22 protein-coding genes are annotated in these 24179 nt (G+C 62.0%); 11 read left to right on the forward strand and 11 right to left on the reverse strand.

What is annotated here, in order from left to right:
- Positions 1-66: 66 nt before the first annotated feature.
- Both BW992_RS09545 and BW992_RS09550 read right to left on the reverse strand, forming a co-directional pair.
- A complete protein-coding gene (locus BW992_RS09545; RefSeq protein ID WP_072389824.1) occupies positions 67-831 on the reverse strand; it encodes a TOBE domain-containing protein in 765 nt (254 codons plus the stop codon).
- A gap of 58 nt (positions 832-889) precedes the next feature.
- On the reverse strand, positions 890-1630 hold the full coding sequence (locus tag BW992_RS09550; protein ID WP_072389820.1) for a ComF family protein: 741 nt from the start codon (positions 1628-1630) through the stop codon (positions 890-892).
- Between the two features lie 90 nt (positions 1631-1720).
- Here BW992_RS09550 and bioB point away from each other — a divergent pair, with 90 nt between their 5' ends.
- From bioB to BW992_RS09580, 6 genes are all read left to right on the forward strand, one after another.
- Positions 1721-2776, forward strand: a complete 1056-nt coding sequence (bioB, locus tag BW992_RS09555; RefSeq protein WP_072389817.1) for a biotin synthase BioB — start codon at positions 1721-1723, stop codon at positions 2774-2776.
- Between the two features lie 146 nt (positions 2777-2922).
- Entirely contained in the window at positions 2923-4101 is a 1179-nt protein-coding gene (bioF, locus tag BW992_RS09560; RefSeq protein ID WP_072389814.1) for an 8-amino-7-oxononanoate synthase, read from the forward strand.
- Positions 4094-4825: an alpha/beta fold hydrolase gene (locus BW992_RS09565; protein WP_072389810.1), complete on the forward strand. Its 732-nt coding sequence runs from the start codon at positions 4094-4096 to the stop codon at positions 4823-4825. The genes bioF and BW992_RS09565 overlap by 8 nt, the downstream gene beginning before the upstream one ends.
- Positions 4818-5627: a malonyl-ACP O-methyltransferase BioC gene (gene bioC / locus BW992_RS09570; protein ID WP_072389807.1), complete on the forward strand. Its 810-nt coding sequence runs from the start codon at positions 4818-4820 to the stop codon at positions 5625-5627. The genes BW992_RS09565 and bioC overlap by 8 nt, the downstream gene beginning before the upstream one ends.
- Complete coding sequence (bioD, locus tag BW992_RS09575; RefSeq protein ID WP_076406073.1) at positions 5624-6304, forward strand: dethiobiotin synthase; 681 nt, start codon at positions 5624-5626, stop codon at positions 6302-6304. Before bioC ends, bioD begins: the two co-directional genes overlap by 4 nt.
- A 118-nt stretch (positions 6305-6422) precedes the next feature.
- The gene (locus BW992_RS09580; protein ID WP_072431936.1) at positions 6423-6719 is read left to right on the forward strand and encodes a pyrroloquinoline quinone biosynthesis protein PqqE; all 297 of its coding nucleotides are present in this window, start codon (positions 6423-6425) and stop codon (positions 6717-6719) included.
- A gap of 373 nt (positions 6720-7092) precedes the next feature.
- On the opposite strand, the gene BW992_RS09585 is transcribed toward BW992_RS09580, so the two are convergent.
- Positions 7093-7485, reverse strand: a complete 393-nt coding sequence (locus BW992_RS09585) for a hypothetical protein (RefSeq protein ID WP_148049129.1) — start codon at positions 7483-7485, stop codon at positions 7093-7095.
- A 274-nt stretch (positions 7486-7759) separates the two neighbouring features.
- Here BW992_RS09585 and BW992_RS09590 point away from each other — a divergent pair, with 274 nt between their 5' ends.
- From BW992_RS09590 to BW992_RS09610, 5 genes are all read left to right on the forward strand, one after another.
- Positions 7760-9565, forward strand: a complete 1806-nt coding sequence (locus BW992_RS09590) for a phenylacyl-CoA dehydrogenase (RefSeq protein WP_072389798.1) — start codon at positions 7760-7762, stop codon at positions 9563-9565.
- 224 nt (positions 9566-9789) lie between these two features.
- Complete coding sequence (locus BW992_RS09595) at positions 9790-11079, forward strand: GGDEF domain-containing protein (RefSeq protein ID WP_072431937.1); 1290 nt, start codon at positions 9790-9792, stop codon at positions 11077-11079.
- A 91-nt stretch (positions 11080-11170) separates the two neighbouring features.
- Entirely contained in the window at positions 11171-12967 is a 1797-nt protein-coding gene (locus tag BW992_RS09600) for an acyl-CoA dehydrogenase C-terminal domain-containing protein (RefSeq protein WP_076406077.1), read from the forward strand.
- A 195-nt stretch (positions 12968-13162) separates the two neighbouring features.
- Positions 13163-14941, forward strand: a complete 1779-nt coding sequence (locus BW992_RS09605; RefSeq protein WP_072389788.1) for an acyl-CoA dehydrogenase C-terminal domain-containing protein — start codon at positions 13163-13165, stop codon at positions 14939-14941.
- A 340-nt stretch (positions 14942-15281) separates the two neighbouring features.
- Positions 15282-15440, forward strand: coding sequence for a YqaE/Pmp3 family membrane protein (locus BW992_RS09610; protein ID WP_003177654.1), 159 nt, complete (start codon positions 15282-15284; stop codon positions 15438-15440).
- Between the two features lie 65 nt (positions 15441-15505).
- Here the strand turns inward: BW992_RS09610 and BW992_RS09615 are convergent, their stop codons facing one another.
- The 8 genes from BW992_RS09615 to BW992_RS09650 form a co-directional block, all read right to left on the reverse strand.
- Positions 15506-17332, reverse strand: a complete 1827-nt coding sequence (locus BW992_RS09615; protein WP_076406079.1) for a S9 family peptidase — start codon at positions 17330-17332, stop codon at positions 15506-15508.
- Positions 17298-18467, reverse strand: a complete 1170-nt coding sequence (pqqE, locus tag BW992_RS09620) for a pyrroloquinoline quinone biosynthesis protein PqqE (protein ID WP_072389781.1) — start codon at positions 18465-18467, stop codon at positions 17298-17300. Before pqqE ends, BW992_RS09615 begins: the two co-directional genes overlap by 35 nt.
- Positions 18439-18714, reverse strand: a complete 276-nt coding sequence (gene pqqD, locus BW992_RS09625; RefSeq protein WP_072389777.1) for a pyrroloquinoline quinone biosynthesis peptide chaperone PqqD — start codon at positions 18712-18714, stop codon at positions 18439-18441. Before pqqD ends, pqqE begins: the two co-directional genes overlap by 29 nt.
- Positions 18711-19463 (reverse strand): pyrroloquinoline-quinone synthase PqqC, encoded by a 753-nt coding sequence (pqqC, locus tag BW992_RS09630; protein ID WP_072431939.1) that lies wholly within the window; start codon positions 19461-19463, stop codon positions 18711-18713. Before pqqC ends, pqqD begins: the two co-directional genes overlap by 4 nt.
- Before the next feature lie 202 nt (positions 19464-19665).
- Entirely contained in the window at positions 19666-20577 is a 912-nt protein-coding gene (gene pqqB / locus BW992_RS09635; protein ID WP_072459122.1) for a pyrroloquinoline quinone biosynthesis protein PqqB, read from the reverse strand.
- Between the two features lie 80 nt (positions 20578-20657).
- On the reverse strand, positions 20658-20732 hold the full coding sequence (gene pqqA, locus BW992_RS09640) for a pyrroloquinoline quinone precursor peptide PqqA (RefSeq protein ID WP_053156473.1): 75 nt from the start codon (positions 20730-20732) through the stop codon (positions 20658-20660).
- Between the two features lie 157 nt (positions 20733-20889).
- Complete coding sequence (gene pqqF, locus BW992_RS09645) at positions 20890-23331, reverse strand: pyrroloquinoline quinone biosynthesis protein PqqF (RefSeq protein WP_076406081.1); 2442 nt, start codon at positions 23329-23331, stop codon at positions 20890-20892.
- A 41-nt stretch (positions 23332-23372) separates the two neighbouring features.
- Complete coding sequence (locus tag BW992_RS09650) at positions 23373-24167, reverse strand: carbon-nitrogen hydrolase family protein (RefSeq protein ID WP_072389765.1); 795 nt, start codon at positions 24165-24167, stop codon at positions 23373-23375.
- Positions 24168-24179 lie beyond the last annotated feature (12 nt).

Consider the following 24179-nt stretch of genomic DNA (forward strand, 5'->3'; position numbering starts at 1 on the left):
CTCAGGCTCCCTGCTGGTTTTGGCAGACACCTTAAAGCCGGTCGATGAAGCTATTGTTTCAGCGCGCTACAACGGTGTGCCGAGCAGCACATTTGTCGGCGAAAACACCACGTGCACCGCTGAGCCCACCGTCAATTGGCGTGCCTGCAACCGGAGCGGGTCGGCCAGGGCGCACAGGGTCTGGCCATTGGGCAGGCCGATGCGCACTTCGCTGGGACCGTCGCTGGCATTGGCGATCTCCTCGATCAGGCCCTGCAGCACGTTGTCGTCCGGCGCTTGCGCCTGGCCGATGGGGAACAGCTCCAGCCAGCCGGCTTTTATCAGGGCGACCACTTCGGTCCCCGTCTCCAGCTCCAGGCGCATCGTGCTGTCATGGGTAATCTGCGCCTCGATCACCAGGCCTCGGGCCAGCTCCAGGCGTATCCGATCGTTATGGCCCTGGGCCTCGATGCCGAGGACCGTGCCGTGCAGCTGGTTGCGGGCGCTGGTGCGTAGCATGAGCCGGCTCAGCAGGCCCAGGTCACCTGCGTCCTCGCTCGCCTGCAGCAACTGCGCCTGCAGGGCTTGCAGGCGCAGGTACAGGCGCAGCACGCGCTGGCCTTCTTCCGATAGCCGTGCGCCGCCCCCGCCCTTGCCGCCGACACTGCGCACCACCAGCGGCTGATCCGCCAGGTTGTTCAGTTCGTCGATGGCATCCCAAGCGGCCTTGTAGCTCAGGCCCGCGCTCTTCGCCGCGCGAGTGATCGAGCCTTGTTCGGCGATATGCTGCAACAGGGCGATGCGCTGCGGGCGCCGGACGATGTGCTGGGTCAGAAGCGTGGGCAATGACATGACGCAAAACCGTGCGAAAGAGTGAATGCAAGGACGTTGGCGCCTTGGGCCTGGCGCGTCAAGCCGGCTCACCCGGTTTTGGCGTACGGGCCAGGCAATACACATCGACCCGTGCAGCGCCGGCGTCGAGCAACAGCCGGGCCAGGGCCTGGGCGGTGGCGCCGGTGGTCAGCACATCGTCCACCAGGGCCAGGTGCCGATTGCGGACCGGGGCATCGGCCATCATGGCGAATGCCTGGCGCAGGTTTTGTCGGCGTGCCCGGGCGTCGAGCACCTGCTGGGCTGGCGTGTCCTGGACACGCCGCAACAGGTTTTCTGCACAAGGGATCTGCAATACGGTGCCGAGCCAGCGCGCCAACAGGCTCGCCTGATTGAACCCTCGCTGGCGCAAGCGTCGAGTAGTCAGAGGCACCGGTACCAAGGCGTCGGGGCGTTCCAGGCCTTCATCGAAGTGGTGCTGTAGCGACAGCGCGAGCAATTGGCCCAGTAATCGGCCAAGGGGCCATTTGGCCTGATGCTTGAATCGGGTGATCAGGCTGTCTATCGGGAAATCGTAGGCCCAGGGCGCCAAGACCCGTTCGTAGGCCGGTGGCCGGGTGGCGCACTGTCCGCACAGCAGGTCGGCCATGGGCAGCGGCAGGGCGCATCTGCCGCATTGGTCGCCGAGCCAGGGCAATTCGCTTTCGCAGGGCGTACAGATGGGTTGGGGGGTGTCAGTGGTTTCCCCGCATAACAGGCAGGATTGTTTGTTTTTTAACCAGATGTAAACCTGGCCTTTGTATTGCGGTTGACAGCTCATGACTCTTCCTTAAATATGCCGAACATCCGTGTCGCGCCTGTGGGTATTGCATTGCCCAGGCGCCAGCCAAGCATAATCAAGGAATTGCCCATGAGCGCCAGCACCACTGCCAACCTGCGTCATGACTGGTCTTTGGCCGAAGTCAAAGCACTCTTCGTCCAGCCATTCAACGACCTTCTGTTCCAGGCGCAGACCGTGCACCGCGCGCACTTCGACCCTAACCGCGTCCAGGTCTCCACGCTGCTGTCGATCAAGACCGGCGCCTGCCCGGAAGATTGCAAATATTGTCCGCAGTCCGGTCACTACAACACCGGCCTGGACAAGGAGAAGCTGCTGGAAGTGCAGAAGGTCCTCGAAGAAGCCGCCCGCGCCAAGGCCATCGGTTCGACCCGTTTCTGCATGGGCGCGGCGTGGAAGCATCCGTCGGCCAAGGACATGCCCTACGTGCTGGAGATGGTCAAGGGGGTGAAGGCCATGGGCCTGGAAACCTGCATGACCCTGGGGCGTCTCGACCAGGAGCAGACCGAGGCGCTGGCCAAGGCTGGCCTGGACTACTACAACCACAACCTCGACACGTCGCCGGAGTTCTACGGCAATATCATTACCACCCGCACCTACAGCGAGCGCCTGCAGACCCTGGCCTATGTGCGTGAGTCGGGGATGAAAATCTGCTCCGGTGGCATCCTGGGCATGGGCGAGTCCCTGGACGATCGCGCCAACCTGCTGATCCAGCTGGCCAACCTGCCGGAGCATCCGGAGTCGGTGCCGATCAACATGCTGGTGAAGGTCGCCGGCACGCCGCTGGAGAATGCCGAGGATGTCGACCCGTTCGATTTCATTCGCATGCTCGCCGTGGCGCGGATCCTGATGCCCAAGTCCCACGTGCGGTTGTCGGCCGGGCGCGAGGCGATGAACGAGCAGATGCAGGCGTTGGCCTTCATGGCCGGGGCCAACTCGATTTTCTACGGCGACAAACTGTTGACCACCGCCAACCCGCAGGCCGACAAGGACATGCAACTGTTCGCGCGCCTGGGTATCCAGCCCGAGGCCCGTGAAGAACATGCCGATGAGGTCCACCAGGCGGCGATCGAACAGGCGCTGGTGGAGCAAAAGAGCAGCGAGCAGTTCTACAACGCGGCTGTCTGAATCGACGCAAAACCTGTGAGAGCGGGGCTTGCACGCGAATGCGGTGCGTCAGGCCACAATGCTTGGACTGGCACGCCGCATTCGCGAGCAAGCCCGCTCCCACAGGAAAACCCCTGAGTCTTTGAATAGTGTCACCCGAGGCCTGCATGCCTTTCGATCTCGCCGCACGCCTGGCTGCCCGTCGTGCCGACAATCTCTATCGCCAGCGCCCACTGCTCGAAAGCCCACAGGGGCCGCAAGTGGTGGTGGACGGCCAATCCTTGTTGGCGTTCTGCAACAACGATTACCTGGGGCTGGCCAATCATCCGCAGGTGATCGAAGCGTGGCGCGCCGGGGCGTCCCAGTGGGGTATAGGGGGCGGCGCGTCGCATCTGGTGATCGGCCACAGCGGCCCGCATCATGCACTGGAGCAAGCACTGGCCGAATTCACGGGCCGTCCCCGTGCGCTGTTGTTCACCACGGGCTACATGGCCAACCTTGGCGCCGTGACCGCACTGGTGGGGCAGGGTGACACCGTGCTGGAGGACCGGCTCAATCACGCCTCGCTGCTCGACGCCGGGCTGTTGTCGGGCGCGCGTTTCAATCGCTACTTGCACAACGATGCGCAAAGCCTGGCCAAGCGTCTGGAGAAAGCCACCGGGAACACCCTGGTGGTGACCGATGGGGTATTCAGCATGGATGGCGACGTTGCCGACCTGCCGGCCCTGGCCCGGGAGGCCAAGGCCCGAGGGGCCTGGCTGATGGTCGATGATGCCCACGGCTTTGGCCCGTTGGGTGCCAACGGAGGCGGTGTCGTCGAGCATTTCGGCCTGGGCCAGGAGGATGTACCGGTGCTGGTGGGCACTCTGGGCAAGGCCTTTGGTACTGCTGGGGCGTTTGTCGCCGGAAGCGAAGAGCTGATCGAAAGCCTGATCCAGTTCGCGCGGCCCTACATCTATACCACCAGCCAGCCGCCAGCCCTGGCTTGCGCCACGCTCAAGAGCCTCGAACTGCTGCGTCGCGAGCATTGGCGACGCGAGCATCTGCAGATGCTGATCCGACAGTTTCGCCAGGGGGCCGAGCAGATCGGACTCCAGTTGATGGACAGCTTCACACCGATCCAGCCGATCATGATCGGCGATGCCGGGCGGGCAATGCGGTTGTCGCGGATGCTGCGTGAGCGGGGGGTGATGGTGACCGCGATCCGCCCGCCAACCGTGCCGGCTGGCAGTGCCCGTTTGCGCGTGACACTGACCGCTGCCCACAGCGAAGCCCAGGTGCAGCTATTGTTGAATGCACTGGCCGAGTGTTTTGCCCAACTGGGACCGGAGCCAAGCCATGCGTGATCGACTGATTCTGCTGCCCGGCTGGGGATTGGGTGTATCGCCGCTGGAGCCGTTGGCGGCCGCGCTGCATGGGCTCGATGAACACCTGCGGGTGGAAATCGAGCCGCTGCCGACGCTGGCGTCAAGCGATCTTGGTCAATGGCTCGATGAGCTGGACGCGACCATACCCCAGGACGCCTGGTTGGGCGGCTGGTCCCTGGGCGGCATGCTGGCCGCGGAATTGGCCGCGCGCCGGGGCGAACATTGCTGCGGTCTGCTGACCCTGGCGAGCAATGCGTCATTCGTGGTCCGGGAGCACTGGCCGAGCGCGATGGCCGGATCGACCTTCGACGGGTTCCTCGCCGGGTGCGTGGCCGATCCACGCCAGACCCTCAAGCGCTTCAGCCTGCTGTGCGCCCAGGGTTGCGGCGATCCACGCGGGCTGTCGCGGTTACTGCTGGCCGGTGCGCCATCCCTGTCGCCCGAAGTCTTGCTGGCTGGGCTGCAAGTACTGGCACAGTTGGACACCCGTGTCGCGTTGCAGCGCTTTCGCGGTCCGCAACTGCACTTGTTCGCCGGGCTCGATGCCCTCGTACCGGCCGAAGTGGCCAGTGACTTGCTGGCATTGTTGCCGGACGTCGAAGTCGGCCTGATCGAACAGGCCGGCCATGGATTCCTTCTGGAGGACCCCCACGGTGTGGCGGGGGCGATCCAGGCTTTCTTGCATGAGTCCGGCGATGACTGATCTGTCTCTACCCAAACTGCCTCCGGCCCTGCCCGACAAGCGTCAGGTGGCAGCCTCGTTTTCCCGGGCGGCGGCCAGCTATGACAGCGTGGCCGAACTGCAGCGCGACGTGGGCCAGCTTCTGCTGGAGCGGTTGCCACCTATGGTGCCGGGACGCTGGATGGACCTGGGTTGCGGCACTGGCTATTTCACCCGGGCCTTGGGCGCACGCTTCGGTGAAGCCAACGGCCTGGCGCTGGATATCGCCGAGGGTATGCTCAGGCACGCCCGGCCCCAGGGGGGCGCCGCGTATTTCGTTGCCGGCGACGCAGAGCGGCTGCCGCTTGAGGCGGCGAGTTGCGATCTGATGTTCTCCAGCCTGGCGGTGCAGTGGTGCGAAGCGTTCGACTCGGTCCTGAGCGAGGCTTATCGCGTCTTGAAGCCGGGAGGCGTGTTTGCCTTCACCAGTCTTTGCGTGGGCACCCTGCATGAGTTGCGCGACAGCTGGCGTCAGGTGGATGGCCTGGTGCATGTCAACCGGTTCCGCGAGTTCGAGACTTATCGAAAGCTGTGTGCAGCCAGCGGATTGTCTGTAGTCAGTCTCGAAAAACACCCCCATGTATTGCATTACCCCGATGTGCGCAGCCTGACTCACGAATTGAAGGCATTGGGCGCCCACAATCTGAACCCCGGTCGACCGGGTGGCTTGACGGGCAGGGCACGGATCCTGGCGCTGGTCGAAGCGTACGAGCGGTTCCGTCAGACCCAGGGGTTGCCGGCAACTTATCAGGTGGTCTACGCCATTTTGGAGAAACCGCTATGAGCCAGGCTTATTTCATCACCGGCACCGACACCGATGTGGGCAAGACCACCGTCGCCGCTGGGCTGCTGCGCGCCGCACGGCAGGCCGGTATGAGCACGGCTGCCGGCAAGCCCGTGGCCTCCGGCTGCGAGATCACTCCCAAAGGTCTGCGCAACGCCGATGCCCTGGCGTTGTTGGCCGAGTGTTCGATGCCGCTCGGTTACGCACAGGTCAATCCGGTGGCCTTCGAGCCGGCCATCGCACCGCACCTGGCGGCCCGGGAAGCGGGCGTGGCACTGACAGTTCAATCGTTGTTGGGGCCGATGCGTGAAGTGCTGGCCTTGAACGCCGATTTCACCTTGATCGAGGGGGCGGGTGGCTGGCGCGTGCCGCTGGCCGATCAGGACAATCTCTCGGACCTGGCAATGGCTCTGGGCCTACCGGTGATCCTGGTAGTGGGCGTGCGCCTGGGCTGCATCAGCCACGCCCTGCTAACCGCCGAGGCGATTGCCCGCGATGGTTTGCAACTGGCCGGATGGGTGGCGAACATCATCGACCCCAAAACCTCTCGCCTGGAAGAAAACCTGGCCACCCTGGCCGAGCGCCTTCCCGCGCCCTGCCTGGGTCGTGTGCCGAGAATCAAGGGCGTGACAGCCGAAATCGTGGCTGGGCATCTGCATCTGGATTTGCTGGAATGAAGACATGCCAAGGTTTTGCCTATGAGGCGGCACTGTGCCATTAGTGTTTTTGACGGGCCTTTTTCCAAGGCTTCTGCTTCAATAGCACCGTCGATCCTTCAAGAAGACGAGTCCTGCCATGGAAATCTCAGGAAATACCGCGTTCTACGCCGGTCTGAGCACTATTCAGACAGGGCAGGGCCGCGTCGATCTGGCATCAGGCCAGATCGCCAGCAATACGATCGAACGTTCGCTGACCAGCCAGTCGTCCGACATACAGGTCGATCGCCTGCGTTCGGTGGATCGCAGCCAGCAGTCAGACCTGGCCAGCAACATGGTCGAGATGGCCCAAGGCAAGTTCCAGGTACAACTGGGCGTCAATGTGGCCAAGGCCTCCGATGAAATGCTGGGAACGTTGATCGATACCTTCGCCTGATCTTGCGTTCATTGGCGCCGTGGAGAGAAGTGCACCCGATTCGTGGCTGTCGTGCATTCCAGGGTGTCTCATGAACTTGCGATGTAGCCCCAGACCGTTGGGGTGATTGCGCTGCCAGCCCCAGAGCTGCCTGCAATGACAACCTGTCCCAAGGTTGGACTGTTACCTCTGCGCAGTCTCCGGGGCTTTGCGCCAACAGGAAGCCCTCTAACTGTCCGCTCCGAGTCACGCGCTCGTACTGCTGCACCTTTACACCAGCCGAGACGGCGGTACCTACCACCACGATTCTGCCGTCCGGTTGCAGGCCCATCGAGTTGTGGCTCAGTTTGTTCAGCGTGCGGAAATCAACAGCGGTTCACCGTTATTGAAACTGTCATCCTCTCACCGTTCGCTTCAGACCTGACAAGTAAGCCGCTTTGCAGGTCGTCTGGCGCATTTGCGTAACCGGCGACGAGAATCTTGTCGTCATTCTGGACCAACACGCGGTTAACGATATCCGTACGCGTGTCGGCAAACTCTTGTCGCCATCCAGGAAATTCCAACCAAGCTCGTGGAAGGCCCTGTCCTTGATCCCGTCAGGCAGGTAGCGCGTCAGTGCAAAACGATCTTCGAGTTGCAAGGCAAAGATCAATCCGGCTTCTCCATCGTGAGCGATAGTGGTGACGCTACCTCGTCCATTGAAGCTGATAGAACCGTCTGTATCAGATTTGCAGTCCGGTTCGCCTGGAATGCGAGTCGAGCTGTCTCCTGCGGATTGGGTGGCCATGTGCTTTCTTCCAGGGGGAGCTAGTCTTGACCGAAACGGCTCTGTGCCTCCTGGCCGGTACGTCAGTTTTCCCGTAACGCCGAACCTGTAAAGGTTGACAGTGGTGGCGTTGGTTCAAGTCAGGCTCGATGAATTTCAAGACGAAGGACGAGTGGTAACGGATCGACGCTTGACAAGATTTGGGCGTAAACGTATGTTTCAAACAACTGTTTGACCGCCACAACAAATCCTCGCGGTCGTTCATTCCCGGTTACATCAGCAGAGGTTTATCGCTATGCCTGACTACAAGGCCCCCTTGCGTGATATTCGCTTCGTTCGTGACGAACTGCTCGGCTACGAAGCGCATTATCAGAGCCTTCCGGCTTGCCAGGACGCAACTCCGGACATGGTTGACGCCATTCTCGAAGAAGGCGCCAAGTTCTGTGAGCAGGTGCTGGCTCCGCTGAACCGCGTGGGCGACCTCGAAGGCTGCACCTGGAGCGAGTCCGGCGTGAAGACCCCGACCGGCTTCAAGGAAGCCTACAAGCAATTCGTCGAGGGCGGCTGGCCGAGCCTGGCCCACGACGTCGAGCATGGCGGCCAGGGGCTGCCGGAATCCCTGGGGCTGGCAGTCAGCGAGATGGTCGGCGAGGCCAACTGGTCGTGGGGCATGTACCCAGGCCTGTCCCACGGTGCGATGAACACCATTTCCGAGCACGGCACGCCCGAGCAACAGGCGGCTTACCTGACCAAGCTGGTTTCCGGCGAGTGGACCGGCACCATGTGCCTGACCGAACCGCATTGCGGGACCGACCTGGGCATGCTTCGCACCAAGGCCGAACCCCAGGCCGATGGTTCCTACAAGGTAACCGGCACCAAGATCTTCATTTCCGCCGGTGAGCACGACATGGCGGACAACATCGTCCACATCGTCCTGGCGCGCCTGCCGGACGCACCGGCCGGGACCAAGGGCATCTCGCTGTTCATCGTGCCCAAGTTCCTGCCTCAAGCCGACGGCTCCATCGGCCAGCGCAACGCGGTGAGCTGCGGTTCGATCGAACACAAGATGGGTATCCACGGCAACGCCACTTGCGTGATGAACTTCGACGCGGCCACCGGTTTCCTGATCGGCCCGGCGAACAAAGGCCTGAACTGCATGTTCACCTTCATGAATACCGCTCGCCTGGGCACCGCGTTGCAGGGCCTGGCCCACGCCGAGATCGGCTTCCAGGGCGGCCTGAAATATGCTCGCGATCGCTTGCAGATGCGTTCCCTGACCGGTCCGAAAGCACCGGACAAGGCTGCCGACCCGATCATTGTCCATCCGGACGTGCGTCGCATGCTGCTGACCATGAAAGCCTTCGCCGAAGGTAACCGGGCGATGGTGTACTTCACGGCCAAGCAGGTCGACATCGTCAAGTATGGCGTGGACGAAGAAGAGAAGAAAAAGGCCGATGCACTGCTGGCCTTCATGACTCCGATCGCCAAGGCATTCATGACCGAAGTCGGTTTCGAGGCGGCCAACCACGGCGTGCAGATCTATGGCGGCCACGGCTTCATTGCCGAGTGGGGCATGGAGCAGAACGTTCGCGACAGCCGTATCTCGATGCTGTACGAAGGCACCACTGGCATCCAGGCCCTCGACCTGCTGGGCCGCAAGGTGCTGATGACCCAGGGCGAGGCGCTGAAGGGCTTCACCAAGATCGTTCACAAGTTCTGCCAGGGCAACGAAGGCAACGAAGCGGTCAAGGAGTTCATCGAGCCGTTGGCTGCGCTGAACAAGGAATGGGGCGAGCTGACCATGAAGGTCGGTATGGCTGCCATGAAGGACCGCGAAGAGGTCGGCGCGGCCTCGGTGGATTACCTGATGTACTCGGGCTATGCCTGCCTGGCCTATTTCTGGGCCGACATGGCGCGCCTGGCAGCGGAAAAACTCGCCGCCGGCACCACCGAAGAAGCCTTCTACACCGCCAAGCTGCAGACCGCGCGTTTCTACTTCCAGCGCATCCTGCCACGTACCCGTACCCACGTGGCCGCCATGCTGTCGGGCGCCAACAACCTGATGGACATGAAAGAAGAGGACTTCGCGCTGGGCTACTAAGCCTTACGCGTTTCTCCTGAAAAAGCCGCTGCTTCCTTGCGAAGCAGCGGCTTTTTCATGGGTGCCAATATCTTGAAAAAACATTCATCGAGCTGAACCCTAAGAAAACATTCCTTCCTGCCGTTACAGGGATGGCAGTGTGACATCTGTCACATCTTCCGTGCCTTACTGTGCCAATAGCAGGCACAATGCCATCTTTGATCAGCCGGGTCGGAGTTCTACCCTTGCCGCGTTCTTCCGCTGTACGTTTCAGCCATTTCCTGCCGTCATTGCTGCTATTGCTGGCGGGGCTTGCGGCCGCCTACGTCAAGGATCTCAACGTCTTCTTCACGTCGTTGTTCAACGTTCTTCCAACCTTGGTGCTGCTGTTGGGCGGAGCCTACTGCGCGGTCTATCGACGCCAGCGTGAACTGTTCCTGATGGTCACGGTGTACATCGCCTATTTCCTGCTGGACACCCAGACCGACTTCTACCGCGACAACGGCAAGGTGCGCGAAGACGCGGCGGTGGTGTTCCACCTTGTTTGCCTGTTGCTGCCCTTGTTGTTTGGCCTGTTCGCAGCATGGCAGGAGCGTACCCATCTGTTCCAGGACATGGTGGCGCGTTTCGCGGTACTGCTGGCCTTCGGCAGCGTGGCCCTGGCCCTGGAGCAGAGTTATCCCCAGGCGTTGCTGGTGTGGCTTTCGGAGATCCGCTGGCCGGCGTTGCATGGTGCCTGGATGAGCCTGATCCAGCTGGCCTACCCGGTGTTCGCCGCAGCGTTCCTCTTGCTGGCCTGGCAATACTGGCGCAACCCCCGTCCCCTGCACGCCGCGCAACTGGTAGGCCTGCTGGGGTTGTTCTGGATGCTGCCGAAAACCTTCATCCTGCCATTCACCCTGAACATCATGTGCAGCCAGGTGATGTTGATGATCGCGGCGGCGGTCGCCCATGAGGCCTATCAGATGGCGTTCCGTGACGAACTGACCGGGCTGCCGGGGCGCAGGGCGTTGAACGAGCGCATGCAGCGCCTGGGGCGCAACTATGTGCTGGCGATGAGTGATGTGGACCACTTCAAGAAATTCAACGATACCCACGGCCACGACGTCGGCGACCAGGTGTTGCGCCTGGTGGCCAGCAAGCTGTCGAAGATCGGCGGTGGCGGCAGGGCATATCGCTATGGCGGTGAAGAGTTCGCCCTGGTGTTCGCGGGCAAGACTGTCGACGAGTGCATGCCTCACCTGGAAGTCATCCGCCAGTCCATCGAGACCTACAGCATCCAATTGCGTAATCCGGACAGTCGTCCCCAGGATGACCAGCAAGGTCGCCAGCGGCGTTCCGGCGCCGGCACATCCAGCGTGTCGGTAACCGTGAGCATCGGCGTGGCGGAGCGCGTCGAGCAACGGACCCCCGAAGAAGTGCTCAAGTCCGCCGACCAGGCGCTCTATAACGCGAAGGGGGCCGGGCGCAATTGTGTGGTTGCCTTCGGTCAGAACCGGCGGGGCGCGGTGCGCATGGAAACTGCAGCGGGTTGAGTGATGACGGCGCATTCAGCGCCTGGACTGTGATTGTGAGCACCGGTGGCCGGCAGTAGGTTTGAATGATCTGCTACCGGAGAAAACCACCATGCCCGAGTACAAAGCCCCCCTGCGCGACATGCGCTTTCTGATCGACCACGTCTTCGATTTCCACGGCCGTTATGCCGAGCTGGGGGCCAATGACGCCAGCCCGGACATGGTCAGCGCAATCCTCGAGGAAGGCGCCCGTTTCTGTGAGAACGTACTGGCGCCGCTCAACCGCTCCGGCGACGAGGAGGGTTGTCACTTCGACAAGGGCGTCGTCACGACGCCTGCGGGATTCAAAGAGGCTTTTGCCCAGTATGTGGAGGGTGGCTGGCATGGCCTGGCGGCGGATCCGGCATATGGCGGCCAGGGACTGCCCAGCTCCCTGGGCCTGGTCATCAGCGAAATGATCGGCTCCAGCAATACCTCCTGGGGCATGTATCCGGGCCTGACCCATGGCGCCATGTCGGCCATCCATGCCCATGGTACCGAAGAGCAGAAGCAGACCTACCTGAGCAAACTCACCGCGGGCCAGTGGACCGGCACCATGTGCCTCACCGAAGCCCATTGCGGTACGGACCTGGGCATCATCAAGACTCGCGCTTTGCCCCAGGCAGATGGCAGTTACGCGATCAGCGGCAGCAAGATCTTCATCTCCGCCGGCGAACACGACCTGAGTGAAAACATCATTCATCTGGTGCTCGCCAAGCTGCCCGACGCGCCCGCCGGCACCAAGGGCATCTCATTGTTCATCGTGCCCAAGTTCCTGCCCGATGCCACCGGCGAAGCGGGAGAGCGCAATGGTGTCAGCTGTGGCTCCATCGAACACAAGATGGGCATCAAGGCGTCGGCCACCTGTGTGCTGAATTTCGATGGCGCGAAGGGCTTTCTCATCGGCGAGCCGAACAAGGGACTCAATTGCATGTTCACCATGATGAACCATGCCCGGCTCGGCACCGGGATGCAGGGTCTTTGCCTGGGGGAAGCGAGCTTCCAGGGCGCGATCAGGTACGCCAACGACCGTTTGCAGATGCGCTCGTTGACCGGTCCCAAGGCGCCGGAAAAAGTCGCCGATCCGATCATCGTCCATCCCGATGTGCGCAGGATGTTGCTGACCATGAAAGCCTTCAACGAAGGCAACCGGGCACTGACGTATTTCACCGCGCAGTTGCTGGATACCGCGCACCTGGCCACCGAAGAAAGCGCTCGCCAGGAGGCCGAGGATCTGCTGGCGTTTCTCACGCCGATCTGCAAGGCGTTCATGACCGAGACCGGGCTGGAGGTGACCAACCACGGGATGCAGGTGTTCGGTGGCCATGGCTTCATTCGTGAATGGGGCATGGAGCAACTGGTACGCGACTGCCGCATAGCACCGATCTATGAGGGCACCAACGGCATCCAGGCGTTGGACTTGCTCGGGCGCAAGGTGCTGGGCAGCCAGGGCAAGCTGCTGCTCGGGTTCACTCGGATCGTGCACAGGTTCTGCGCCGCGAATGCCGATCATCCGCAGCTTGAGGGCTACGTCGCACAACTGAACGGGCTCAACCAGCAATGGGGCGAACTGACCACGCAGGTCGGTATGGCGGCCATGAAGAACCCGGATGAAGTGGGGGCTGCCTCCGTGGATTATCTGATGTACAGCGGCTACATCATCCTGGCCTACCTGTGGTTGCGCATGGCACTGGTGGCCCGATCGCAACTCGACAGTGGCACTGGTGACGCGGATTTCTGCCAGGCCAAGCTGGCGACCTGTGAGTTCTACTTCAAGCGCTTGTTGCCTCGCACGGCTGCCCATCGGACCGCCGTCGAGGCCGGAAGCGATTGCCTGATGAAGCTGCCAGCGCACTTGTTCGCGTTCTAAACGACCCAGACCAGGTTTCACCCGATCCCGCAGGCCCTGTGGCGGCTGGCGAAACCTGCGGCTTCATCACGATGACTAAAAATAACAAATCAGTCATGGGTTGACCCTATGTGTCGTAAAAGTTGTTGAGGTACACTCGGGCCATACTCAAACCGTTTCTTACGAACCAACTGTTTAGATCCTGCGAGGTTTGCCATGGCTGACTACAAAGCGCCCCTGCGCGATATGCGCTTCGTCCTCAACGAGGTATTCGAGGTCGCGAAACTCTGGGCTCAACTGCCGGCGTTGGCCGAAACCGTGGACGCCGAAACCGTCGAAGCGATTCTGGAAGAAGCCGGCAAGGTCACCAGCAAAAGCATTGCCCCCCTCAGCCGTGCCGCCGACGAGGAAGGTTGCCACTGGGCTGACGGTGCTGTCAGCACGCCGGCGGGTTTCCCACAGGCCTACAAGACTTATGCTGAAGGCGGTTGGGTCGGCGTCGGTGGCGATCCGGTATACGGCGGCATGGGCATGCCCAAGGCCGTTTCGGCCCAGGTCGAGGAAATGGTCAACTCCGCCAGCCTGTCCTTCGGTCTGTACCCGATGCTGACCGCCGGTGCCTGTCTGTCGATCAACGCGCACGCCAGCGAAGAGTTGAAGGCGGCTTACCTGCCGAACATGTACGCCGGCATCTGGGCCGGCTCGATGTGCCTGACCGAACCGCATGCCGGTACGGACCTGGGGATCATTCGTACCAAGGCCGAACCCCAGGCCGACGGTTCCTACAAGGTCAGCGGCACCAAGATTTTCATCACCGGCGGCGAACACGACCTCACCGAGAACATCATCCACCTGGTGCTGGCGAAGCTGCCGGACGCGCCGGCGGGGCCCAAGGGTATCTCGCTGTTCCTGGTGCCCAAGTTCATGGTCAATGCCGATGGCAGCCTGGGGGCGCGTAATGCGGCCAATTGCGGGTCGATCGAACACAAGATGGGTATCCAGGCTTCCGCTACCTGCGTGATGAACTTCGACGAGGCCGTGGGTTACCTGGTAGGTGAACCCAACAAGGGCCTGGCGGCGATGTTCACCATGATGAACTACGAACGCCTGGGGGTCGGTATCCAGGGCCTGGCCTCTGGTGAGCGCTCTTACCAGAACGCCATCGAATACGCCCGTGACCGCCTGCAAAGCCGCTCGCCCACCGGTGCGCAGAACAAGGACAAGATCGCCGATCCGATCATTGTCCATCCGGACGTGCGTCGGATGCTGCTGACCATGAAAGCCTCGAACGAAGGCGGCCGAGCGTTTTCCACCTACGTGGCGATGCAGCTGGACACCGCCAAGTTCAGCGAAGACCCTGCCACGCGCAAGCGCGCCGAAGATCTCGTGGCCTTGCTCACCCCGGTGGCGAAGGCCTTCCTGACCGACCTGGGCCTGGAAACCACGGTCCACGGCCAGCAGATCTTCGGCGGCCACGGTTATATCCGTGAATGGGGCCAGGAACAGTTGGTCCGGGACGTGCGCATCACCCAGATCTACGAAGGCACCAACGGCATCCAGGCGCTGGACCTGGTGGGGCGCAAGATCGTTGGCAGCGGCGGTGCATTCTACAAACTGTTCGCGGAGGAAATTCGCCATTTCATCCATACGGCGAGCAATGACCTGGCGGAGTTCACCAAGCCGTTGGGCAAGGCTGTCGATACCCTGGATGACTTGACTGCGTGGCTGCTGGATCAGGCCAAGCAGAACCCGAATGAAATCGGCGCGGCATCGGTGGAGTATCTGCAAGCGTTTGGCTACACCGCTTACGCCTATATGTGGGCGTTGATGGCCAAGGCTGCGCTGGGCAAGGAAAGCCAGGATGACTTCTACGCGAGCAAGCTGGGAACAGCGAGGTTCTATTTCGCGCGCCTGTTGCCGCGTCTCCATTCCCTGGATGCATCGGTGAGGGCGGGTAGCGAATCGCTGTTCCTGCTGGAGCCTGGGCAATTCTGAGGCAGGTGATTGTAAGAAAATGCTTACACAACGTGATGCCGATTTCCCTCTATCGGCAGATTGGATCCAGGACTAATCTACTTCACATGGACGTCGCGCAGGATGCGCAGAGAAACAACACGGACACGTAGGATTCCGCCAGGATGGTGGAGTGAAAGGGATGTCAGGGAAACAGTCTGCAAAGCCCCGCTTCGGCGGGGTTTTCTTTTGCCCGCGTTTTTTGTCTTTCGTTCTCGGGCCCGTTCGGGCGGTCTTTCTGGACAGTGTCTTGAACCCTGACGAGCGGTCAGGTGTCAATGAGCTATATGGCAACGTAGCCATTGCAGATCAGGAGCCATCCATGGATTTCATTCGTATCATCATCGCCATTCTCTTGCCGCCCCTTGGCGTATTCCTGCAGGTCGGTTTCGGCGGGGCCTTCTGGCTGAACATCCTGTTGACTCTGTTGGGCTATATCCCGGGCATCGTGCATGCGGTGTATATCATCGCCAAGCGCTGAAGGCTGGGTGCACGGTCAAACCCTGAGGGAGCGAGCAAACTCGCTCCCTCAGTTTTTTCCTCTGTCTAAAGGCTGTCCTCGATCACCCTGCGATAGAACAGCCACTCATGCTCCAGCGCGTGCGCCTGGTTCGCCGCCTTGCGAAAGCCGTGGCGCTCATCCGGGTAATAGTGTGCTTCGACCGTAATGCCATTCGCCTTCAAGGCCCTGACCATGTCCCGAGTCTGCTGCGGCACGACCACGGCATCCAACTCTCCCTGGAAGAAAATCACCGGCGCGCGGATCCGATCAGCGTGTAGCAGGGGGGTGCGGGTGCGGTAGCGTTCGGCGTCCTGCTGCGGGTCGCCGATCAGCCAGTCGAGGTAATCGCCTTCGAATTTATGCGTGGCTCGACCCAAGGCGACAGGATCGCTGACGCCGTAGAGGCTGGCGCCGGCACGGAAGACATCGTGGAACGCCAAGGCACAAAGCGTCGTATACCCACCGGCGCTGCCACCGCGGATAAATGCACATTGGGGGTCGATCAGGCCATGTTCGCCCAGGTAGCGCACCACCGCGCAGGCATCTTCGACATCCACAACGCCCCAATTCAAGTGCAGGGCCTGGCGGTAGGCCCGGCCGTAGCCGCTGCTGCCGCGATAGTTGAGGTCGGCGACGGCGAAGCCGCGCTGGGTCCAGTACTGGATGCGCGGGTCGAACTGGGGATAACAGGCCGAAGTCGGCCCACCGTGGATGAACACCACCAGTGGCGGTTTATGCTTGGCATGCATGGCCGGATAAAAGAAACCATGGGCTTGCCTCGACGCACTGGGGTAACGCAGTGTCCGGGGGCGACTGATCAGATCGGTAGGTAGCGGTGCCACGCCCCCGGCCAATACCGCCTCCTCATGGTTTTGCCGCCCGATTGCGACGATGGCCGACGGGCTGGTCGGCGATGACACGATGGCGTAAACGAACTGCTCATCCAGCGCCAGGCTGCGAAACCGGCTATAGGTGCCGGTAAAGTCCTCGGTCTGGTCGTCGCGGCACAGTCCCAGGCGTCCAAATCCCGCCTCGGTCCAGCTCGCCAGATACGTATGCCGGTCCAGGGGCAGCCAGGTACGGCCACCCAACTGCCAGGGCGCCGGGGCGTGGTCGGCTTCAGCGCAGGGCAGTGGTTCCAGGCCGTGGACCGATTCAACCCATGGTTGCCAGTAGCCGCCACGGTCGGTCAGGCAATACAGCCGGCCGGCATCGTCGAAGCGTGGTTGCTGGATGGATTCCTCTTCGGCATCACCCGCCACGCAGCGCGGTTCATTCCACCCTGAAGCGTTGCGTTCGGCCAGCATCAACCGCGTTGCCGTCCACGGTTGATGAGGACGGATCCACTCGATCCAGGCCAGTCGTCGACCGTTCGGGCTCAACACCGGCGAGGCGTAGAAATCGGCGCCTTCAGCCAGCACACGGCGCTGCCGATCCGCCAGCCCAATCGATACCAGGCGATGCTGGTTGGCGTGTTCCTCCACCGCCAACACCTGGCCGCCGGCAAAGCCAAGGTCTGCGTAGCGGCAGTCGCCCGAGGTCAGTGCCATGGGGGGCTTGTCGGTCAGTGGCTGGTGATACAGCTGCTGGTCTGCCTCGTTGACGAACAGCACCCCGTCGTCGCTCAGGCAGAACGATCCACCGCCATATTCATAAACCCGGCTGCGAGCGCTGAACCCATCCGGGGTCAGGCATCGGGCCTTGGCATTGCGCCATTGCCAGATCCGGCAGGCGCCGTCTTGCGGGCGGTACTCGTTCCAGAACAGCCCAAGGGGGCCGACCTGCAGCTCGGCGAAATCGATGCCGGCGGCAACAGCCTCGGCGGCGCTGAGCGGTTCAGCCCTTGGCGATGAGGCGTGAGTTTCGTTCATTACGGAAAGCCAGTTGCTCGATGGTCTGGGTGGCGTGCTCGGCGTCTTCACGTGCCTGCAGGATCATCCCGTGATGTTCGGATTTGCTGCACACCGGGTCGGCATTGCTGGCATCGCCCGTGAGCATGAACGCCTGGCAGCGGCAACCGCCGAAGTCCTGTTCTTTTTCATCACAGGACCGGCACGGCTCGGGCATCCAGTCATAACCGCGGAAGCGATTGAAGCCAAAGGAGTCGTACCAGATGTGTTGCATGCTGTGGTCGCGTACGTTGGGAAATTGCACGGGCAGCTGTCGGGCGCCGTGGCAAGGCAGTGCGGTACCATCCGGCGTGACCGTCAGGAACAGGCTGCCCCAGCCGTTCATGCAGGCCTTGGGGCGCTCTTCATAGTAGTCCGGGGTCACGAAGATCAACTTGCAGGGATTGCCCTCGGCTTGCAACCTGGCGCGGTACTGGTTGGTGACCTGCTCGGCGCGCACCAGTTGTTCCTGGGTGGGCAGCAGTCCGACGCGGTTGAGCTGCGCCCAGCCATAGAACTGGCAGGTGGCGAGCTCGACGAAGTCGGCCTCGAGGGCAACGCATAGCTCGATGATGCGGTCGATCTTGTCGATGTTGTGCCGATGGGTGACGAAGTTCAGCACCATGGGATAGCCATGGGCTTTTACCGCACGAGCCATTTCCAGTTTCTGCGCGAAGGCCTTCTTCGAGCCGGCCAGCAGGTTGTTCACCTGCTCGTCGCTGGCCTGGAAGCTGATCTGGATATGGTCCAGGCCGGCTTTCTTGAAATCGCTGATTTTCTGTTCGGTCAATCCGATGCCGGAGGTGATCAGGTTGGTATAGAAACCCAATCTGCGCGCTTCGCCGATCAATTCGGCCAGGTCCTGGCGCACCAGCGGCTCGCCACCGGAAAAGCCCAGCTGCGCGGCGCCCATTTCACGGGCTTCGCGAAAGACCTTGAACCACTGCTCGGTGCTCAACTCCTTGCCTTGCTCGGCGAAGTCCAGCGGGTTGGAGCAATACGGGCATTGCAGCGGGCAGCGATAGGTCAGCTCGGCCAGTAACCAGAGTGGCAAGCCCACTCCAGGCGTGGCCGGCAGCCCGGTGTTCTCAGGCAAGTTCGATCCAGTGCTCTGCACGGGCGACCTCCATGAATTGCTCGATGTCGTCACCGAGTTCCGGCACGTCGGGAAACTGCTGCGCCAACTCGCCGATGATGGCCGCGACATCCCGTTCACCGTCGATCAGCCCGCCGATCAGCGCAGCGCTGTCGTTGAGCTTGATCATGCCTTCAGGATAGAGCAGCACGTGGCCCTTCTGTGCCGGTTCGTATTGAAAGCGATAGCCGGGACGCCAGCGAGGGGTTTTGCTGCGATCGAAGCTCATAGATTGATTCCTTTATGCCACACCCGTTGCCCGGTCACGCTGTGGTAGGGCGGGCGGTTCAACTCGTAGGCCATGCTCATGGCGTCGAGCATGCTCCAGAGGATGTCCAGTTTGAACTGGAGAATCTCCAGCATGCGCTCCTGTCCTGCGCGGGTGGTGTAGTGCTGCAAGGTGATGGCCAGACCATGTTCCACGTCGCGTCGGGCCTGGCTCAGGCGGGTACGGAAGTATTCGTATCCGGCCGGGTCGATCCAGGGATAATGCTGCGGCCAACTGTCCAGGCGCGATTGATGGATCTGCGGGGCGAACAGCTCGGTCAACGAGCTGCTGGCGGCTTCCTGCCAACTGGCCCGTCGGGCGAAATTGACATAGGCATCCACGGCGAAGCGCACGCCCGGCAACACCAGCTCCTGGGAGCGCAACTGGTCGGGGTCCAGACCCACCGCCTGGCCCAGTCGCAGCCAGGCTTCGATACCGCCATCTTCACCGGGCGCGCCGTCATGGTCGAGCAGGCGCTGAATCCACTCGCGGCGAATCTCACGGTCCGGGCAATTGGCCAGGATCGCGGCATCCTTGAGCGGAATATTCACCTGGTAATAGAAGCGGTTCGCGACCCAGCCCTGGATCTGCTCGCGAGTGGCGCGGCCTTCATACATCGCCACGTGATAGGGGTGATGGATGTGGTAATACGCGCCTTTGGCGCGCAGGGCCGCTTCGAACTCGGCGGGTGACAGGGGGACATCAGTCATTTCGGTCTCCGGGGAATAACCGTTGGTTTCGGTGGCGTCAGGGCTGGCCCCATCGCGAACAAGCTCGCTCCCGCACGGGTTGTGCTGTGAATCAGATATCAGGACTACTGTGGGAGCGAGCTCGCTCGCGATAGCGTCCTATCAGCCGGCACCAATGTCGACTGATACACCGCAAGCCCACCCCACATTGGTTCTGACCTTCCTACAACTCAATACTCATTCCGTCGTAGGCCACTTCGATCCTTCGGCGTACCAGTTCTGCCCGCTCCGGCGAGTCTTCGTCCAGGATCGGATTGGTGTTGTTGATATGGATCAGGACCTTGCGCTGCTCGGGCAACTGCTCCAGCACTTCCAACATGCCACCAGGACCGTTCTGCGCCAGGTGGCCCATCTCTCGTCCGGTGCGGGTGCCGACGCCACGACGCTGCATTTCGTCGTCATCCCACATCGTGCCGTCCACCAGCAGGCAGTCGCTGCCGGCCATTATTTCCAGCAGGGGCGCGTCCACCTTGCCCAGGCCTGGCGCGTAGAACAGCTTGCCGCCCGTGCGCAGGTCTTCGACGATCAGGCCGATGTTATCTCCCGGGTGCGGGTCGAAACGGTGCGGCGAATAGGGCGGGGCGGCGCTGCGCAGGGGCAACGGGGTGAAACGCAGGTTCGGACAGGCCGGGACGGTGAAGCCCTGGTCGAGCTCGATGCGATTCCAGTTCAGCCCGCCGTTCCAGTGGGTCAGCATGTTGAACAGCGGAAAACCGGTGCTCAGGTCTTCGTTGACCATGTCGGTGCACCAGACCTGGTGCGGGCAACCTTCCCGCAGGCTGAGCAGGCCGGTGGTGTGGTCGATCTGACTGTCCATCAGGATGATGGCGCCGATACCGGTGTCCCGCAGGGCCCGGCCCGGTTGCATTGGAGCGAAACTCTGGAGCTGGGCACGGATGTCCGGGGAGGCATTGCACAACACCCAGTTCACACCGTCATCGGAAATCGCGATGGACGACTGGGTCCGGGCCTGGGCCCTCAGGGTGCCGTTGCGAAAACCTGCGCAATTGACGCAATTGCAGTTCCACTGAGGGAAACCGCCACCTGCGGCGGAACCTAGAATCTGGACGAACATGGCCGCTCCATCTGCAAACCGAAATAAAAAACGCCCCGGCTGGCCGAGGCGTTTGCTGCACGTTCAACCGCCTGCAGCAATTAACGGTTGGCGAAGTACATGGTGACTTCGAAACCGATACGCAGGTCGATATATGCGGGTTTGGACCAGGACATGGAAATACTCCTTTGGTTGGGGTGGGACAGGTTGGATCTATACATTTAGTCCACCTCCATGCGGAGATGTTCAGATGCTTAGGCGGCTATGTTACTAAATCTGACATTTTCGTTCGCGGTGATTCTCCGAGAAAGCTCATTACCGAGGCTGTAACGATCACTGCGCCGTTTTCCAGCGTGTGTCCGGACATGTGCCGTTGCTCAGGCAGAGACGTCCACCATCAGCGGCGGCCAGGCGTCGAGCCGCGTCCAGCAGTTGCTTGCGATCCAGGAGGCATAGGGCTTCGACCAACTGCCGGAGATAGTTCGATGGCCGGCCAGCCAGTTTGCCTTGCCAGAGCAGGTCGGCCGCTTGGGCGAAGGGGAGGGCGTCACCCTGGAACTGGGCCGCGAGGGCCTGCTGCTGGGTGTGCAAGGTTGAATCGTCGAGCTGATGGATCAAGTCCGGCAGCTCGCCCAGGAACTGTTCGACATGCGCAGCCAGTTGCGCCGCCGAGACGCTGGGGGACTGGACGCCGAACAACAGGCCGGTTTGCCCATTGATTTGCTTCAAGCCGCTGAACACCGCGTAACCCAGCTGCAAGTCGACCCGCAGGCGCTGGTAAAACGGTGTCTGGCACAACTGCGCCAGCAATCGCCAGCAAGCTTCGTCGAAAAGGTCCCGAGTGGGCGTCGGACAGAACAGCAACACGGCCTGTTCTTCGCTCTGTGGGGTCGCAAGCCTGTCCCAGGTCCATTGCGCAGAGGACACCATGGGCTCGACCGGATGGCCTGGGGCGCCGGGCACCCGGGCCAATGCTGTCCCCATCGCACCTTGGGTGGCGGCCGACAGGCCTACGGCCAAGCCGTCCCATTGGGCAGTGGTCCAGAGGCTCCGATAGTCGTCGGATGCCGCTACCGACGTCGATGGCGATTTTCTTTGGCTGCGGTTCGACAATTCTTTCAGCAAATGTCGAACTGGCATCAACGGTGCGTCGCTGCCTGGCTCGGACGCAGGCAGCGGCTGTTCCAGTCTGGCCAGGATGTGTTCGAGTACCGGCGGCATGGCCGCCTGCACGCCGAGCAACTTGAGCAGGCATCGGTCGCCGCTGGCTTCGAAGGTCACGTCCACGCCGGCCTGGCCGGCTTCACCGCAGACGTCACGCAGGTGCCGCTCGAGCCTGGATTGCAGGTCCTGGGGGGCTTGCGTCATCAGCTGCCAACGCAGGTACAGCGCGCCTTCCCGAGCGCTATCCGCCAATGCCTGGCTGAACTGCATGGGCGAGCGTTCGCGTCGGCCCCTGGAGCGGTCCTGGGCGAAGGTGCGCAGGCCTCGGTGGGCGCTGGTCTGGCCACGGATCAGCCCGGCGCGAGGCGGTTCCACTGGCGACTGCAGGAATGGGTTGGGCGCGGGCAGTTGCCACTCTTCCACGACGGGGTCCGCCGGTTGGGCTTGCTTGAGGATTTCCCTGAGCCTGTGGAGGTCGTTTTCTGACAGCGGTGCCTGCCGGCCTTCGTTGTCCAGGTGGGCGAGTTGCAACGCCGAGGCTGTCTCCTGGCCACGACGCAGCAGGGCCTCAAACTCCTTGCGCAACGGCTGCCAGTCGTCCTGGCGGGCGAAAAAGCCCAACCAATCGTGCAGCAACCGCTGGATGTCGTTATGTGCTCGTCCCTGGACACGCTTGAATTCGATGTGCAGCAGGGCCTGCCCGGTATATTCATACAGTGGTGTGGCCTTGAGGGTATCCGCCAGGCCGAGCCGGCGCAGGGTGTCCAGCAAGCCCCCCGGTTTGCCGGCGTTCAGCCACATGCAAAGGAAAGCCAGGGCTTGAGGCGAGGCAACCGGCAACTGTTCGAAGGCGAACAGCAAGTCGAGTCGATCCTTGTCGGCTATCCGATAGCAGGGCACCGACGCTGTCATCAACGCGGTTGGCAATGGTCTGGCGACCGCTTCGCCCGCAGGCAATTCATGGGCGAATTCTTCAGCCAGTTTTCTCAACGCTTCCAGGCTTTGCGGGCCGGCCAGGCTCAAGGTCATCTGGCCGCGTTGGTAGAACGTTCGGTAGAAGTCTCGCAGGGCCTTCTGGAATTCGGGCCGGGATACGCCCAGGCTGTCGCGGTTGCCCGCATGGAAACCGCGTAACGGGTGGGCGGCCGATAGCCCCGCCAGCAAGGCGACCTGTCGTTGGGCCGCCGCATCCTGGGACCAGGCGACGAACTCCGCATGCAGTACTTCCCGCTCCCGCAATTGATCGGCTTCGGCCAGGCGTGGATCAGCGAGCATATCCGACAGACGTTCCAGCCCGCCGGCGAAGACCGCCGGCGGCAACTCGAAAAAGAAGTCTGTGGTGCGCTCGCTGGTACGGGCATTGACCTGGCCGCCGTGCCGTTGCACGTAGGCCATCAGGTTCTGTTCCGGGGGAAATCGCGCGGTGCCCAGGAAGAAGAGATGTTCGAGGAAGTGCGCCATTCCCGGCCACGCCAGTGGCGCATCGTGGCTGCCGACCGCCACTCGCAACACGGCGGCACTGCGTTTCAGGTCGGGTGCATGGCGTAGCGTCACCCGCAAGCCGTTAGCCAGGGTTTGAGTAAAAGGGCGAAGGGAATCGGGGGCCGGCATGAGCGCTTCCAGGGCAGAGGAGCGCTCATGCTCGGATATGGTCAGTGTTTGTGCAAGTCGCCGTAAAGCTCGGGGCGACGGTCATGCAGATAGTTGTAAGCCTCGCGGGACGCTTGCATCAGCTGTCGATCCAGCTCGCCGACGATCAGCGCCTCGTCCAGGCCGGCGAGTGCGGGGCGGCTGCCGTCCGGCGCGGCGATGCTGCTTTGGCCGCAGTATCGCAACTCACCCTCGTGTCCGCAGTAATTGGCGTAGGCCACGAAGCACTGGTTCTCGATGGCGCGGGCGCGCACGGTGACATCGGCAATGAATTCGTAGGGCTGCATGTTGGCGGTCGGTACCAGGATCAATTCGGCGCCGGCCAAGGCCAGGCGCCGGGCGTTTTCCGGGAATTCCAGGTCGTAGCAGATCAGGAATCCGAGCTTCCAGCCATTGAGCTCCACGATGGGCAGCGCCGCGTCGCCGGCACTGAACATGGCATGATCGAGATCGCCGAACAGGTGACTCTTGCGGTAGTTGGCGAGGCGTTCACCCTGGGCGTCGATCAGTTGAACCGAGTTGTAGATCTGCCCATCTTCGCTGCGCTCGGGGTAGCCATAGAGGATCGCCAGGCCGGCCGCCTTGGCGATGCGGCCGATCTGCTGCGCCCACTCGCCGTTGTAGACCTCGGCCAATACGCTCACCGCGTCGACGCCAATGTTGTACCCGCTCATGAACATTTCCGGCAGTACCAGCACATCGGCGCCCCTGGCTTCCAGCGCCACCTGGTGCAGGCGTTGCAGGTTACCGGCCGGATCCAGCGGCAGCGGCGGGCATTGATAAAGGGCTACGCGCATCGACAACTCCTT

Origin of the sequence: Pseudomonas sp. 7SR1 (genome assembly GCF_900156465.1) — a bacterium.
Classification (GTDB): domain Bacteria; phylum Pseudomonadota; class Gammaproteobacteria; order Pseudomonadales; family Pseudomonadaceae; genus Aquipseudomonas.